Annotated in this window: 14 protein-coding genes; 7 read left to right on the top strand and 7 right to left on the bottom strand. The window is 65.0% G+C overall.

Annotated features, from left to right (window positions below):
• The first annotated feature begins 189 nt into the window (after positions 1–189).
• From C476_RS08650 to C476_RS08630, 5 genes are read left to right on the top strand one after another with little or no spacing between them, the layout of a single operon-like run.
• Positions 190–780 (top strand): acyltransferase, encoded by a 591-nt coding sequence (locus C476_RS08650; RefSeq protein ID WP_008011970.1) that lies wholly within the window; start codon positions 190–192, stop codon positions 778–780.
• Positions 777–1979 (top strand): DegT/DnrJ/EryC1/StrS family aminotransferase, encoded by a 1203-nt coding sequence (locus C476_RS08645; RefSeq protein ID WP_008011967.1) that lies wholly within the window; start codon positions 777–779, stop codon positions 1977–1979. Before C476_RS08650 ends, C476_RS08645 begins: the two co-directional genes overlap by 4 nt.
• A complete protein-coding gene (locus tag C476_RS08640) occupies positions 1976–3001 on the top strand; it encodes a Gfo/Idh/MocA family protein (protein ID WP_008011965.1) in 1026 nt (341 codons plus the stop codon). The genes C476_RS08645 and C476_RS08640 overlap by 4 nt, the downstream gene beginning before the upstream one ends.
• Entirely contained in the window at positions 3001–4485 is a 1485-nt protein-coding gene (locus C476_RS08635) for a nucleotide sugar dehydrogenase (RefSeq protein WP_008011964.1), read from the top strand. The genes C476_RS08640 and C476_RS08635 overlap by 1 nt, the downstream gene beginning before the upstream one ends.
• A complete protein-coding gene (locus C476_RS08630; RefSeq protein WP_008011962.1) occupies positions 4478–5542 on the top strand; it encodes a glycosyltransferase family 2 protein in 1065 nt (354 codons plus the stop codon). Before C476_RS08635 ends, C476_RS08630 begins: the two co-directional genes overlap by 8 nt.
• Here the strand turns inward: C476_RS08630 and C476_RS08625 are convergent.
• Both C476_RS08625 and C476_RS08620 read right to left on the bottom strand, forming a co-directional pair.
• Positions 5527–5733 carry a hypothetical protein gene (locus C476_RS08625; protein ID WP_008011959.1) on the bottom strand — a complete coding sequence of 69 codons (207 nt, stop codon included), beginning with the start codon at positions 5731–5733 and terminating at the stop codon, positions 5527–5529. The genes C476_RS08630 and C476_RS08625 overlap by 16 nt on opposite strands.
• A 116-nt stretch (positions 5734–5849) precedes the next feature.
• Positions 5850–6950, bottom strand: coding sequence for a DUF354 domain-containing protein (locus C476_RS08620; RefSeq protein WP_008011957.1), 1101 nt, complete (start codon positions 6948–6950; stop codon positions 5850–5852).
• 227 nt (positions 6951–7177) lie between these two features.
• Between C476_RS08620 and C476_RS08615 the strand changes: the two genes are divergently transcribed.
• Positions 7178–8164 (top strand): glycosyltransferase, encoded by a 987-nt coding sequence (locus tag C476_RS08615; RefSeq protein ID WP_008011956.1) that lies wholly within the window; start codon positions 7178–7180, stop codon positions 8162–8164.
• Positions 8165–8318: 154 nt separating this feature from the next.
• Here C476_RS08615 and C476_RS08610 read toward each other — a convergent pair whose 3' ends face one another.
• From C476_RS08610 to C476_RS08590, 5 genes are all read right to left on the bottom strand, one after another.
• Positions 8319–8675: a hypothetical protein gene (locus C476_RS08610; RefSeq protein WP_049911680.1), complete on the bottom strand. Its 357-nt coding sequence runs from the start codon at positions 8673–8675 to the stop codon at positions 8319–8321.
• A 44-nt stretch (positions 8676–8719) separates the two neighbouring features.
• Positions 8720–9718 carry an NAD-dependent epimerase/dehydratase family protein gene (locus tag C476_RS08605; protein ID WP_008011951.1) on the bottom strand — a complete coding sequence of 333 codons (999 nt, stop codon included), beginning with the start codon at positions 9716–9718 and terminating at the stop codon, positions 8720–8722.
• Positions 9715–10641, bottom strand: a complete 927-nt coding sequence (locus tag C476_RS08600; protein WP_008011949.1) for a DUF362 domain-containing protein — start codon at positions 10639–10641, stop codon at positions 9715–9717. The genes C476_RS08605 and C476_RS08600 overlap by 4 nt, the downstream gene beginning before the upstream one ends.
• Positions 10638–11750: a Gfo/Idh/MocA family protein gene (locus C476_RS08595; protein ID WP_008011948.1), complete on the bottom strand. Its 1113-nt coding sequence runs from the start codon at positions 11748–11750 to the stop codon at positions 10638–10640. Before C476_RS08595 ends, C476_RS08600 begins: the two co-directional genes overlap by 4 nt.
• Positions 11751–11930: 180 nt before the next feature.
• Positions 11931–12869, bottom strand: a complete 939-nt coding sequence (locus C476_RS08590; RefSeq protein ID WP_049911679.1) for a polysaccharide deacetylase family protein — start codon at positions 12867–12869, stop codon at positions 11931–11933.
• 303 nt (positions 12870–13172) lie between these two features.
• On the opposite strand from C476_RS08590, the gene C476_RS08585 reads away from it, so the two are divergent.
• Positions 13173–14765, top strand: a complete 1593-nt coding sequence (locus tag C476_RS08585) for an alkaline phosphatase family protein (RefSeq protein WP_008011943.1) — start codon at positions 13173–13175, stop codon at positions 14763–14765.
• The last annotated feature ends 212 nt before the right edge of the window (positions 14766–14977 follow it).

Below are 14977 nucleotides of genomic sequence, written 5' to 3'. Positions count from 1 at the left end.
CAAGCCGGGGATAACAAAGCCTCGTTACCGGCTGTTTCTGCACGATCACCCACGCGGGTATCGATTGACTATGCAACGAATATACGATCACTCACGACGTCACGGAGCGGCTTACACGCGTGTCACGATTACACATCACAGTCGCTCGATCGAGCACTGGGGTAGCCACGGCGCTGGAGGTGGCCGTCCATGAGCGAGACCGTACGAGACGTCGTCGCCGGTGATGGCTGTACAATCGACGACGACGCGACGGTCGGCTACGGCGAGTTCGACGAACCGGCCCGGATCGGTGACGGCGCGACGATCAGAGCGGGCTCGATCGTCTACAGTGACGTGACGATCGGCGACGGGTTCGTGACCGGACACGACGTCTTAGTCCGTGAGGGGACGACGATCGGCGACGATGTCCTCGTCGGCACCAAGACCGTTATCGACGGCCAGACCGAGATCGGCTCGCACGTCAGCCTGCAGACGAACGTCTACGTCCCGACCCAGACGACGATCGGCAGTAACGTCTTCGTCGGCCCGGGAGCAGTGTTGACGAACGACGAGTATCCCATCCGGACCGAGAACGGACTTGAGGGCCCGACGATCGAAGACGGCGCGTCGATCGGTGCGAACGCGACGCTGTTGCCAGGTGTGACGATCGGCGAGAACGCGTTCGTCGCGGCCGGTGCGGTCGTCACCGACGATGTCCCGGCCGACACGTTAGCTGTTGGCACGCCGGCGACCGTCCAACCGCTTCCGGACCCCCTCGATGGAGCAAACCAGCTCGCATGACGGACACCGAGACGAACCCCGAGACCGATGGTGGTATCGACACCGGCACGGGCACCGAATCGGGATATGATGACGACTCCCGCGGAGGCGCGACACCCGTCCCGATCGCCGATCCCCAACTCAGCGCCGACGCTCGCGAGCGCGTCACGGCCATCCTCGAGGACGGCCGACTCGCCGACGGCCCCGAAGTCAGGGCCTTCGAGGAAGAATTCGCGACCTACTGTGGGACCGAGAAAGGAGTCGCAACGTCGAACGGGACGACCGCGTTACACGCCGCACTCGAGGCGGTCGGCCTCGACGATGGCGACGCGGTGATCACGTCACCGTTTTCGTTCGTCGCGAGTGCGAACGCGATTCGGCTGGCCGGGGGGACGCCGGTCTTCGCCGACATCGATCCCGAGACGTACACCCTGGACCCGGCTGACGTCCGACGGATTCTCACAGACCGGGACGACGTCGTCGGGCTCTTGCCGGTTCATCTCTACGGGCTGCCCGCCGACATGTCCGCCCTGTGTACGATCGCCGACGAGCACGACCTGTTCGTCGTCGAGGACGCCTGCCAGGCCCACGGAGCCAAAGTCGACGGGGACCGCGTCGGCACCTGCGGTGATGCGGCCTGTTTCTCGTTTTACCCGACCAAGAACATGACTACCGGCGAGGGCGGGATGGTCGTCACTGACCGCGACGACGTCGCCGACCGCGCCGCGAGCTTCGTCAATCACGGCCGGGACGTCAGCGGGACCGGCGGCTACGACCACGTCGCCCTCGGGCACAACTTCCGGATGACCAGTATCGCGGCGGCGATCGGACGCGTGCAACTCGAGCGACTACCCCAATTCAACCGCGCGCGCCGCGAGAACGCCGCTGTCTACGACGAAGAACTCGCCGACCTCCCGCTTGAGACGCCGACGGTACCGACCGATCGGCGACACGTCTATCACCAGTATACGGTGCGGACGGACGACCGAGACGCACTCGCCGCGACGCTCGCGGAACGAGACGTCGGAACCGGAATCTACTACGAGACGCCGATCCACCGCCAGCCAGCCTACGAGACGGTCAGCACGGCTGCAGCACAGCTCCCGGCGGCCGAACGGGCGGCCGACGAGGTGCTGTCACTGCCCGTCCACCAGGGACTCTCGGCCGGCGACAGGCGAACCGTCATCGAAGCAGTGCGAGATCACTTCACGACCCAATGAGCACGGAACAAGTAGCTGACGCGACGGTCGACGAACAGCTTCGGGCCGGCGTCGTCGGCGTCGGCTCGATGGGCGAAAACCACGCGCGAGTCTACGCCGAACTGCCCAGCGTCGACCTCGTTGGCATCACTGATCATGACGACGACGTCGCCGACCGCGTCGCCGCCGCGTACGACACCGAGGCAGTCTCGCTCGAGACCCTTCTCGAGCGCTGTGACGTCGCGACGGTCGCCGTCCCGACCCACGCCCACTACGAAACAGTCTCGACCTGTCTCGAGGCCGGCGTTCACGTCTTGGTCGAGAAACCGATCGCCGAAACCGTCCAACAGGGCAGGGAACTGGCCGAGCAGGCACACGATGCAGGGCTGGTCTTACAGGTCGGCCACATCGAGCGATTCAATCCGGCAGTACAGACGGTCGCGGAGTTGATCGACGACCTCGACGTGATCAGCGTCGCAGCCGAACGGCTCGGTCCACCGGTCGATCGCGTGGCACCGGGCAACGTCATCTACGACCTGATGGTCCACGACGTCGACGTCGTCGGTGCGATCCTCGACGAGCGACCCCACTCCGTCGCCGCGATGGGCACCGACGACGGCCAGTACGCCACCGCGACGATCGAGTACGACGACGTCGTCGCGACGGTGACGGCGAGTCGCGTCACCCAGAAGAAAGTACGCCGGCTCACTGTGACCGCTCGCGAGTGTCTCGTCGAGGTCGACTACCTCGAGCAGTCGGTGCTGATCCACCGCGATTCCTATCCCGAATACCTCGCTGACGACGGCCAGTCCCGATATCGCCACGAGAGCGTCGTCGAACGACCTCGCGTCGACACCGGCGAGCCGCTCCGCAACGAACTCGAGTCGTTCGTCGACGCAGCCAGAACCGGCTCAGACCCCGAGGTAACGGCTGAGGATGGTATCGAGGCGCTCAAAACAGTCCAGCTGATCGATCGGCTCGCGATGGGGCCGAGTGACGACGCGGATGACGAGTCGTCACGGGGACCGGAGGTGGAAGTCTGATGGCAGAGCGCTCGACTGACACGAGCGCTGGCGCTGGCTCCGAAGCGACGAGCGGACTCTACGGCTCGCGGCTTGAACCCGACCGACAGCGTGAGCGGCTGACAGGCGGCGAGGTGCCGGTCGCCGTCTACGGGCTCGGCAAAATGGGGCTGCCACTGGCGGCAGTCTACGCCGAGACGACGGGGAACGTAACCGGCGTCGACATCGATCCGACTGTCATCAAGACGATCGCCGACGGCGAGAGCCACGTCGTCGGCGAGCCCGGACTCGAGGATCTCGTCGCCGACCAGGTCGGTGCCGGGCGACTCGCGGCAACGACGGATGGGGCGGCGGCAGCCGATTCGGCTCGGATTCACGTCATCATCGTCCCGACGCTCTTAGACGACGAGAACGATCCCGATCTCACGACTGTCGAATCAGTCGTCGACGACATCGCAGCCGGGCTCGCACCCGGTGATTTAGTGATCGCCGAGTCGACCCTGCCGCCGGGAACCTGTCGTGACGTCCTCGAGCCCCATCTCGCGAGCGAAAGTGGCCTCGCACCCGACGCGTTCGGGCTCGCTTTTTGTCCCGAGCGAACGTCCTCGGGCACCGCCTTGCGCGACATCCGCGGCCAGTATCCCAAGGTCGTCGGCGGGATCGACCCGGAGAGTACACGCGCAGCCGCACTCGTCTACGACGAACTCTCGGACAACGAGGTCCACCCCGTCTCGGACGCGACGACGGCGGAGGCCGTCAAGGTGTTCGAAGGAGTCTATCGAGACGTGAACATCGGGCTGGCCAACGAACTGGGCCGGCTTGCGGACGAACTCGAGATTTCGGTTCGGGAAGCGATCGACACGGCTAACGACCTGCCGATGTGCCAGCTCCACGATCCTGGCCCCGGCGTCGGCGGCCACTGCATTCCGTACTATCCACACTTCCTGCTCGGCCGGACCGACGAGCCGATGGCCGTCACCGAGACGGCTCGTCGGGTTAACGACGAGATGCCCGCGGTCGTCGTCGATCGACTCGAGCGAGAACTCACAGAAACCGACACCAACCTCGCGGACGCGTCGGTCGTCGTCCTCGGCGTTACGTACCGTCCCGGCGTCGAGGAAACGCGCGCTTCCCCGGCGCTTGGCGTCATCGACGCGCTGTCCGAGCGCGGGGCCGAGGTCGCCGGCGTCGACCCCCTCGTCGATCCAGCTGACTACGGCGCACGGCCGGTGGCGATCGACGAGCTGTCTGACGAGGCGTTCGACGCCGCCGTGCTCGTCACGCCCCACGCGGCGTTCGAGCGAATCGACTGGGCCGTCCTCGAGCCGATGGTCGTCGTCGACGGACGGGACGCGGTCGACCTCTCGGAGACGCCACACCGGGAGTACGATCTGGCGGGCTCGAGCGACGGTCGGCCGCCGGGTGGCTCGCGTGACCGCGACAGCGCCGGCCGGGACGGGGCCGGGCCGAGGAGCGCGACAACCGACGGAGGCAACGATGTATAAGGGAAAACGGATCGCCGTCGTGGTCACGGCCTACGACGAGGCGGCGTTCGTCGGTCGCGTCATCGAGACGATCCCTGACTTCGTCGATCGGATCTACGCCGTCGACGATGCGTCGCCGGACGACAGCTGGCAAGTGATTCAGCGGGTCGCAACGCGGATCAACGCCGAGAGCGAGTCGGCCGACCAGGCGCTTACGGCGGCCGACGGTGGCGATGAGCGACGGGTCGTGCCGATTCGCCACGCGGAAAATCGGGGCTACGGCGGTGCGGTCAAAACCGGCTACCGTCGTGCCGCCGCAGACGATATCGACGTCGTCGCGGTGATGAACGGCGACGGGCAGATGGACCCCACGATCCTCGATCGGATCATCGACCCGGTCGTGGCCGGCGAGGCCGACTACGCCAAGGGAAATCGGCTGCTCCGCGCCGACGACCGTGATGGGATGTCGACGTTCCGATTCGTCGGTAACGCCATGCTCACCGGGCTCTCGAAGTTCGCCACGGGCTACTGGTCGCTCGGCGACCCACAGAACGGCTACACCGCCATCTCGAGCGAGGCGATCGACCGACTCGAGCTCGACGAAATCACCGACCAGTACGGCTTCCTCAATCACCTGCTGACGCATTTAAACGTCGCGGGGTGTCGCGTCGCGGACGTCCCCATGTCGGCGATCTACGGCGACGAGGACAGCAGTATCACGTACGGCCCGTTCATCCGGTTCGTCTCTTTGCTGTTACTTCGGAGCTTCTACTGGCGGTTGAAGACCCGGTATATCGTCCGTTCGTTCAATCCGGCCGTCGTCTACTACGCCGTCGGTTCGCTGGGGCTGGCCGGCGGACTGGCTGGCCTTGGCGGGTCGATCGTCCGAGCAGGACGCGGTGACGATGCGTTTGCGGGTGGGCTTTCGTCGTTCGTCGCCACCCTGCTTGGGCTCGTCTCGCTTGGGAGCGCCATCCGCCTCGACGCCGAGGCAAACGAGGATCTCGAGGTGCCGTGTGACGAGCATGCGGACGCAAGCGCCGACGATGCTCGAGCGCCGGCTTACTCGATGGAGTAAGTAACGATCTCGTCGCTATCGCAGGTCGGACACTGGGCGGTTCCGGCCGAGACGTTCGTCCCACAGTGTCGGCACTCACGAACCACCGTAACCGAACTGATACCCTCACCGCTGTCCGCGTTGGCGTCTGGCAGCTCGGTTCCAGTATCCGAGCCGGAAAACAGGTCACTGAGCAGTGTAGAGAGACTCATAGAACGGAACTAGTCGGCTCTTTTCTGGAGACCGATATAAGTTTTTCGTGACAGGTCGCTCATTGTCAGGGTCGCAGATCAGTTCAACTGCCCAATATCACAGCCCGCAAGCGACGTCAGATCGTCCGTGACCGGGGCCGGAGCACTTGCTTGGTCGATCGGTCGAGGCGCTCGACGGTGCCGCGAGACTCGGCGACGTCGACGAGGAGGTCGGTCAGGTTCACGAGGTCGCCGACGTACTCCCGGCGGCGTTGCTCCCACTGCTCGGCGATATCGTCGTCGGCGAGTACCTCGAGCGAGCGATCCCGAACCGTCTCGTAGGTATCGAACTGTTCGACGAGGCCGGCGCGCTCGAGTTCTCGGAACTCGCCGTACTCGTGGTCGTCGGTCCCGCGATAGCGGAACGCGGGCGTGCCAAGCAGCGCGGCTTCGGTGGCCATCGTCCCGGTATCGGCGACCAGCAACTCGGCCTCGGCCATCGCGTCGTGGATCAATGCGGGATGGAGATCGTAGGGCCGTGCCGGCAACGCTCGGAGGTCTAACTCGTCGCCTTCGTCGGAGACGAAGACCGTCGCGACCTCGCTCAGCCGTTCGATCAGGTCGCGTCGCTGGTCGGGTCGGAACCCCTCGAGATCGGCGTCGTGCAGCGCATCGAGGGCGTTGAACCGGACCAGCACGTACGGCTCGTCTGCATCGACGTCGAGATACGTCCGGACGTCGGTGGTGGGCTCGAAGATATCGGGGTGGAGATAGGCACACTCCTTGAAGCCGTCGAAGGTATAGTGAGCATCGCCGAGATCGCGACGCGTCACCTGCGGTGAGAGGATACAGTCGGCAAAGGGCCGCGAGACGGTGTGGTTGAAATCACCTGGTTCGTCGTCGAGGACGAGCACGATCGGCGTCCGTGAGAGCGTGCCGGCGTAGGCCGCGTAGGGCCCCCGGCCGAAGACGACATCGGGATCGAACCGGAGCGCGTCGATACCGATCGTCAGGAACTGCCCGCCAACTTCGCGGGCGAATCCGAGCTTCGAGTAGCCCTCCGTTCGGTGGTCCCCGTACACCCGGTAGGGCAGCTCGAAGTACTCGAGTAGGTCGGTCGTACAGGCGTACTCTCTGGTGAGGACGAGCACGTCGTGGCCCGCTCGCTCGAGGCGGTCGACGGCGTGTCGATACAGGTGAACGTGGGCGGGCGTGTTCGCAAAGACGAGGATCCGCATCGCGCTCGAGTACCTGTCCTCGACTCTTTGTAATCGGATCGCTACAGGATGGGACACTCGAGCGCACTCGTCGGCGAATCCAACGGGTCGGTGTACGTGAGAAAAACCGTCAACGCCGATTGTGCCGCCCATCGGGACCCGCGCGTATTCGCGGCTTGACCGGCGCGTCAGGGTCTCTGTACCCTGGATAACAAAACGCAGTCGGGCCGTTTCGCCCGACACTCGATATGGACGTCCTCACCCTCACCACGTACGCGGACGCGCCGTTTATGACCCAACAGCAGGCCGCACTCGAGGAGCGAGGCGTCTCGTTTTCGACGCTGTCGGTGGCCGGCGAAGTCGCTGCCGACATCGACCGGAGTCCGATGGATTACCTCCGGACCGTCCCGCGGGTGATCCAAGAGGCGAGAACCGGCTACGATCTGATCCACGCCCACTACGGGCTGACAGGGCCGCTGGCGCTCGCCCAACTTCGGATACCCGTCGTCCTCTCGCTGTGGGGGTCAGACATCCACGGCCCCGTGGCCCCGATCAGCCGACTGTCCGCGCGGTTTTGCGACGAGGTCGTCGTCATGTCCGAGGAAATGGACGACGCGATCGGTGTCGACTGCCGGGTGATCCCCGACGGCGTCGACCTCGAGCGATTTCGGCCCGAACCGCAGGCGCAGGCCAAACGCCGGGTCGGCTGGGACGACAGCGACGCCGCCGACGTCCTCTTTCCCTACCCGCCAGCTCGCGAGGTGAAAAATCACCCGCGAGCCGAGCGCATCGTGACGGTCGTCGATAACCTCCTCGAGCGACCGGTGCGGCTCCGAACCGTCCACGGCGTCGCCCACGACGCCGTCGCGGACTATATGAACGCTGCCGACGCGTTGCTGTTGACCTCCGATAGCGAGGGGTCGCCTAACTCAGTGAAAGAGGCGCTGGCCTGTAACTGCCCCGTCGTCGCCACCGATGTCGGCGATGTCCAAGAGCGACTCGCCGGCGTCGAGCCTTCCCACGTGGCCTCGAGCGACGAGGAGTTGGTTCGTGGGCTCATCGACGTTCTCGAGCGCGGCGAGCGCTCAAACGGTCGCGAAGCCGCCCGCGAGGTGAGCATCGACCGGACGGCGGATCGAATGCTCGCGGTCTACGAGGCGGCCACGGGACAGGCAGTCGAGACCGGGGCCGAAAGCGGGATACGGCGCGTGCAGGGAGAGGCCTGGCTCGAGTGAGTCTCGAGTCGGCCTAGAGTGTACGTGAACTGCACGACTGCCGCCGGACCATCACGAAACGATCACCGTGCTGAAATTATTTGGCGGGGGATAACGACATCGAGATGTGGCCCTCCGAAATTCACGACAATGGCGTCAACGGGTACTAGTTGTCTCACTGGGCGTCATCGCGCTTGTCACGACCGCGCGCGTCCTCGAGTACGAGCCGCGTTCGTTGGGCTGGGTTACGGGATTCGCCATCGGGACTGCAATCGTTTTTGGCCCGATCACATGGGCGATCCGTGATCGAATTCCCGACGAACGGCGTGAACGCCTCAGTTACGTTGCGGCTGGGGTCGCCCTGTTCTGTGTCCCGCTCGTTCTCGGGGTTGGACTCATTGTTGGTCGGGTTCTCTTCTTCCTTGACGTAGCCGTACTCGGCAGTATCATCGGTTTCGCAGTCGCGGTACTCGTTGAGCGGACAGTTGTCCCCGAGCGACTTCGCGGCACTGCTCGATAGTTCTCCGGACATCCATCGAACCGGGACAACAGTGTGACCAACGAAGGATTCAACAGCTACCGCACGTCCGCCCGATACCACTCCATCGCGTCAGGCACGTGGGCTTCGAGCGGCCGATACTCGTATCCCAATTCGTCGTGTGCCTTTCTCGAGGTGTAAAACAGCCGCTGGGTCGCGAGGTCGGCCATCTCGCGATCGAAGGGGAACACACGGCGGTCGGCGACGATATCGACGAGTTCGGCAACGGGACCGGCGGCGCGGATAGCCGTTGCGGGCACGCGAATCCGTGCTGGTGAGCCGTCGGCCGCGTCAGCGATTCTGTCGACTGCCTGCTCGAAGGTGAGGTTCTCGCCGCCGAGGATGTAGTGCTCGCCGCTGGTGCCGTGTTCGGCGGCCGCCAGGAGTCCGTCGACGACATCCCCGACGCCAACGATACTCAGACCGCCTGGGAGGTGAGCCGGCATCGTGGGCTCGACGCCCATCGCGAGCAGTTGGGCCGTGAATTCTCGATCGTCCGGGCCGAAGATCGACGTCGGATGGACCGTGACGGCGTCTCCATTCGCCCGTGCGTAGCGGTCGACCAGTTCCTCGGCTGCGGCCTTCGAGTCCTGATAGGCCCCGATCGGCTCGGCCACGTCCGTCTCGTCGGCGAAGTCGCCGTCACCTTGGGGCCGGCGCGTCCCGGCGGTGCTGGTAAAGACGACCCGCCCAACGTCGCCGTCGCGACAGGCCGCGAGCACCCGCTCAGTGCCATCGCGGTTGACCGCCCAAACGGTCTCGGGACCGGCACTCCAGAGCCCGATTCCTGCGAGGTGAAAGACGACGTCGGCCCCGTCGACGAGCGAACGTAACGTCTCGTCGTCAGCGAGGTCGCCGACGTGCCACTCGACCCCCCCGAGTCCATCCCGATCCGAGGTCGGTCGACTGAGTCCGCGGACCGCCCAGCCCTCGGCGAGCAAGCGATCACAGAGCCGCGAGCCGAGAAAGCCGGTCGCGCCCGTAACTGCTGCAGTTCGAGCATCGGCCGCAGTCCGGGCGTCGGTCATCGCGGTCATCGACCACCCTCGAGCTGTGGCGGGACAGCGTCGCCGGCGACCGCAGCATAGACGCGGTAGGCAGTCGAGACGGCTGGATGTGGCGAATCCGGTGGCGGCAGCTCGCCGTCCGGGATCGTGGCCCGAAGCCGATCGAAGTCGACATCACCTTCGACTGACACCGGCTCCTCGTCCTCGCGGACCGTCTTCAGCGCGTCGTCGGCCTCGAGCGAGCGCCCGAGCAAGGAGCTCGCAACGGCGTCGACGGCCGACGGCGTGCCCGCAAACAGGACGTTCGCCGCGACCGGCTCGCCACCGTATGCGGTCGTCGCGTCGACGATGGCGACCGCAGGGTCGACGATGGGTCTCGTTGCGACGGGAACGCGAGCCGGCTTCGCGTCGCAGTCGATCGACGCGGCGAGCGTTCGCATCGCACCGGCGACCGGCCCTGCTGCAGTCGGTCGAAGCGACGGGACGACCACGACGGTACTCTCGACGAGTCGCTCGGGAACCGAGAGCGCGACCGGTGTCCCATCAACCGAGCAGACCTCGTCGAGTCGTGGTTCGTCCGCTAGATCGACAACCGTCGCGTCGAATCGCTCGAGCAGACTCGTGTAGCCGAGATAGTCCGCCGTCCGGTCGAACGAGATCCGCTCGTCGCTCGCGCCCGCAACGACGATCTCCGCGTCCGTCTCGCGCTCGAGATGGGCCACTATCGAGCCGATCACGGCCGGGTCAGTGACCATCCCCGAGGAAGGGTGAAACGGGTAATGGGCGTCGGGGACGAGCGTGATCCGATCGGCGTCGGCGAGTGCCTCGAGCGAGGGGGCAAGAACGTCTCGTACGGGCGACTCGAGGTGAGTCAGCCGGGCATCAATGTCAGGAATCCAGCCGCCGCGGCGGGCCGCGTCGACGGCGACCGCACGAACCGAGGCCGCGCTCATAGGGTCACCTCCGGCGTCTCGAGCGCGTCAGCGTCGGCGTCGCGCTTCTGTGCGGCCAGTTCGTAGGCTTGCTCGGCGAGTGCGAGCGTCCGCCGGCCGTCGGCCCCGTCGACGGGGGGCTCCTCGTCATTGCGAATCGCATTACAGAAGTCCGCCAGCGCGTCATAGTGTGCTTGCAGGTAGAACGTCGGCCCGAAGACGTCCGGCTCGTCGCGCGTGAATCGGCTCGCAACGTTCGACAGGGCGGATTTGGCTGCACTGGCGTAGAAGTTCTCGGGCAGGTGATCCTGATTGCTGATCGTGCCGGTGATGCCCTCGAGGCGCAGCCGGGTATTGACCTCCGGCAACTGCTCCCACTGGTAGGAGCCACAGTGCAGCGTGACCGTCGTTCCCGTTTCCGGCGCATCCATGAGGACGGTCGCGGCGTCCTCGACGTCGACCTCGAGCGTTCGTCCCATCGACGCATCTCGAACTTCGAGCTCGCCGAACAGCCACTCGAGAACGTCGAAACAGTGGACACCGAGCTCGAGTAAGGAGCCGCCGCCGGCTGCCTCCCGGTCGAGCGGCCACGACGGCGGTGCGTGCTCTGCCGGCGGTCGGCCGAGCGGGCCGTCGTTGAGCCGGGTGATCGAGGCGTAGGGAACGTGGCCGACCCGACCCTCGTCGTAGGCGGTTTTGACACCGGCCATATCCGGCTGGTAGCGCAGCGTGTGATCGACGCCGACGGCGATTCCAGCCTCGCGGGCGGTCGCGAGCATGTCGTCGGCTTCCTCGGTCGAGCGTGCCAGCGGTTTCTCGACGAAGACGTCGACGCCGGTATCGGCGGCCTGTTCGACGGCATCGGCGTGGAGAAACGGCGGAAGAGCGACGACTGCCGCGTCCAGTTCCTCCGAGGCCAGCAGCGTCGTGTAGTCATCGTACGTGCGCGAAACGCCAGCGCGTTCGGCTCGATCGCGGTTCTCGGCGACGGCGTCGGCGGCCGCGACGACCTCGACGCCCGGCATTGCAGCTGCCGATTTCAGGTGTACCAGCCCGATGTTCCCGACGCCGAGGATGCCAAGCGACAGTGCGCTCGAGTCCGTCAATCGATTCAGAAGCGTTGGTGCCATCTGCTCGCACACGGGGCGGCAGCGGGCTTTGTTATCGTCGTCGTATCTGCTTGTGGCACTCGTGTAGTGGGATCATTCACCGAAAGTGCCAGACAACACGTGTTCGCGGTCGATCAGACGCACCTCGCGGTTGAGTCTGTACGGGCCGCAATCCGATCGTCTGAGAACGAACGACCCGCGTCAGCTCCGGGTCACCGTCGGTCGGGCGTCGGCTTCAGCAGTGATCCCGCCGGTCACGCGGTTGGCGACATCGGCCATCGTCTCGACGGTGAGGTCGGTCTCGGCACGACGCTGTGCGAGATAGGACAGGATCGCCCGCATGCGACGGTCATCACGCTCGTGTGTCAGGTTGTTGGGATGGAGCCACATGTGGAAGATTCCGTCACGTTCGGTCGCCTGGTCGATGCCGTAGCGAGCGAGCGCCACCATCGGATCGTCCCAGACCGATTCGGCAACCGTCCGTGCAGAGCCCTCGAATCCGAAGAGAAACAGCGAGGCAGGAATGTCAACGAGCCCGTATTCATCGATCGTCGGCGTCACGAGCAACGATTTGTTAAGCACCGTCAGGTCGAAGATACACCGGATACCGTACCGGGTCGGTGACCGGCTTCGATAGGCCTGTATCCCCTGTTCAGCGAGCACGTCTCGATGCCCCACCTCGTTGCGCGGATAGATGAACGAGTCGACCGACTGATTCCAGTCGGACGCGATCTCGAGGCTGCGCTCGAGTTCGGCAACCGCGAGTTCCCGATCCGTCTCGGGGCGTCCAAAGAGGACATGTGAGAAGGAGTGGCTGGCGAACTCGTGGTCGACGTCCGACTCGAGGACGTCCCGGACGAGATCGGGGCCAAAGCGGATCTCTTCTCGATCCTGCCAGTCGGTTCGTTCCCGCTCGAACCAGCCGTCGGGGGCTGGATGATCGGCGTGTCGCCCATCGCAGGACTCGAGCATGAGATGGCCGACGATTGCCCACGTTGCCGGAATCCGATACTCCTCGAGCAAGTCGACCATGGCTGACCAGCCTCGACGGCCGGCAGCAACCCGCTTCGCTGGCGGATTCGGGAGATCGTGAAAGCCCCAGCCGAGTTCTGCATCGAGAGAGAGCACTACGCTTCCCACAGCAACCACCCGATTTGAACCGGTGCCATATCCGGGTCCGTCTCCAGTAGGAGGCTTTGTTATGCCCGTCTTTTGCCAGCCGGCCGGCGACCCATACACGGTGCATGCAGATACCATACACACACCGACTCGAGCAGCCCGTGAAGTGGGTAGTAATGCTACCGAACAGGGACACGTCAGTCACCCAGAGTGCCGAGAACAGAGACACGTCAGTCGCTCGGAGTGCTGAATCATCTCCATAACAAAGCGGATCTCGGTCAACCCACAGGACAGCAGGCGTCTTCGACGTCTCATACTGTAATCATGAGCGGATCTACAGCCCCCTCCGAGCGAGCGTTCGTGCTCGGACTCGACGGCGTGCCGTGGAGACTCATCGAGCAATGGAGCGACGAGGGTAAACTCCCGAACGTCGCCCGGATGCGCGAGGAGGGCGCATCGGGCACGCTCGAGAGCACTCGTCCGCCGACGACGCCACTCGCGTGGCCGTCGATCGCAACGGGGGTCTGGCCGGACAAACACGGCATCTACGGCTTTCAAAACCTCTCGTCGGAATACAGCCACGAGATGTACACGAGCCACGATCTCGCACAGCCGGCGCTGTGGGATCTGCTCGGGCCGTCCCACGTCGGGAACGTCCCGATGACGTATCCGGCCCGCGAGATCGACGGCACCATGGTCACGGGCATGATGACCCCCTCGACGGATCGGGAGTTCACGCGGCCATCGGATCTGCAAGACGAGATCGAATCCCGAATTCCGGACTACGAGATCAGCCTCGACTACCACAAATACGGCGATCGGTTAGACGACTTCGAAGTCGCCGTCGACGACATGCTCGCGAAACGCCGCGACCTGATGCGTCTTCAGATGGAGCGGGCCGGCGACGACTGGCAGCTGTTTTTCTTCGTCTACACCGCCCCCGACCGGTTCCAGCACCTCATCTGGGACATGGACCGGCTGTTAGAACACTACAAGCAACTCGACGAAATCCTCGGCGAAGTCATGGCGTACACCGACGACCACGACGCCGACCTCTACGTCGTCTCCGATCACGGTTTCGGTCCGATTGATCAGCTCGTCTACGTCAACCGCATTCTCGAGGACGCGGGCTATCTGTTTCGCCGCGAAGACGACGGGACCCGCGGCGCACTCGCGAGCCTCGGGATCTCCCGGGACGCGATCACCAGCGCGCTCAGTCGCGTCGGGATCACCGAAAAGACGCTCGTCGAGTCGCTGCCCCGGCAGCTGGTCGACTCGGTGGCCGCACAGATCCCCGGCGATCACGCCCTCTACGACGTCGACTTCGACCGCACCGTCGCGTTCGTCCACGACACCGGGAACTGCTATATCAACGACAGCGACCGCTTCGAGGGCGGCATCGTCTCGCCGAGCGAAGTCCCACGGGTGAAAGAAGATATTAAAGCTGCCCTGGAGTCAGCGACCGACGCCGAGGGCACGCCGTTGCTCGAGGTCTTCGACGGCGACGAGCTGTTCCCGACCGACGAGGATGCCCCCGACCTGGTCGTCTGTGGGAGAGAAACCTACGAGTCACGCAGTACGGTCTCCGACGAGGTCCTCGGCGACACCGGGGTCTACGATGCGAGCCACCGCAGTGAGGGGATCGTGTTGTGTCGTGGGCCGTCGATCGACGCCGGCGCGACGCTTCGCGGGGCACGCGTGGTCGATATCGCACCGACCCTGCTCCACGGGATCGGCGAACCGGTGCCGAAAAACGCCGACGGCAGAGTGTTGTTCGACGCATTTGCCGCGGAGACGTCCCCTGCGACGACGAAAGTCGAGCGCGCAGCAGTCGCCCAGGTCGATGCCGGTGGCGACGTCGACGAGGACTTCGACGATGTCGAGGACCGGCTGAAAGGGCTCGGCTATATGGAGTGACGGTTCGTCCACCGTGGACGGCGGCTTTTCTCGCTCAATCCCTCGAGACGGCGAGCGGACACCCGTCACAGTACCGCTGAGCCGCTGGTGGCCGTTTTCGAGCCGACAGCCCGTCTGCTGGACTCCCACCGAGCGGGCTACGCGACGGCGCAGACGGCTGCGACGGAGTGTAGGACGTTGCTACGGCCGCTCAAGTAATGCTTGTCGAATAT

The sequence above is a fragment of the Natrinema limicola JCM 13563 genome (assembly GCF_000337475.1).
Classification (GTDB): Archaea; Halobacteriota; Halobacteria; order Halobacteriales; family Natrialbaceae; genus Natrinema; species Natrinema limicola.
The sequence above is the reverse complement of the archived record's forward strand: the minus strand, read 5'-3'. Positions and strand labels throughout refer to the sequence as shown.

Coding starts and splice junctions, on each gene's coding strand:
- C476_RS08650 (WP_008011970.1), top strand. CDS start 190: ATGAGCGAGACCGTACGAGACGTCGTCGCCGGTGATGGCTGTACAATC.
- C476_RS08645 (WP_008011967.1), top strand. CDS start 777: ATGACGGACACCGAGACGAACCCCGAGACCGATGGTGGTATCGACACC.
- C476_RS08610 (WP_049911680.1), bottom strand. CDS start 8,675: ATGTCCGGAGAACTATCGAGCAGTGCCGCGAAGTCGCTCGGGGACAAC.
- C476_RS08595 (WP_008011948.1), bottom strand. CDS start 11,750: ATGGCACCAACGCTTCTGAATCGATTGACGGACTCGAGCGCACTGTCG.
- C476_RS08640 (WP_008011965.1), top strand. CDS start 1,976: ATGAGCACGGAACAAGTAGCTGACGCGACGGTCGACGAACAGCTTCGG.
- C476_RS08630 (WP_008011962.1), top strand. CDS start 4,478: ATGTATAAGGGAAAACGGATCGCCGTCGTGGTCACGGCCTACGACGAG.
- C476_RS08585 (WP_008011943.1), top strand. CDS start 13,173: ATGAGCGGATCTACAGCCCCCTCCGAGCGAGCGTTCGTGCTCGGACTC.
- C476_RS08625 (WP_008011959.1), bottom strand. CDS start 5,733: ATGAGTCTCTCTACACTGCTCAGTGACCTGTTTTCCGGCTCGGATACT.
- C476_RS08605 (WP_008011951.1), bottom strand. CDS start 9,718: ATGACCGCGATGACCGACGCCCGGACTGCGGCCGATGCTCGAACTGCA.
- C476_RS08615 (WP_008011956.1), top strand. CDS start 7,178: ATGGACGTCCTCACCCTCACCACGTACGCGGACGCGCCGTTTATGACC.
- C476_RS08600 (WP_008011949.1), bottom strand. CDS start 10,641: ATGAGCGCGGCCTCGGTTCGTGCGGTCGCCGTCGACGCGGCCCGCCGC.
- C476_RS08635 (WP_008011964.1), top strand. CDS start 3,001: ATGGCAGAGCGCTCGACTGACACGAGCGCTGGCGCTGGCTCCGAAGCG.
- C476_RS08620 (WP_008011957.1), bottom strand. CDS start 6,950: ATGCGGATCCTCGTCTTTGCGAACACGCCCGCCCACGTTCACCTGTAT.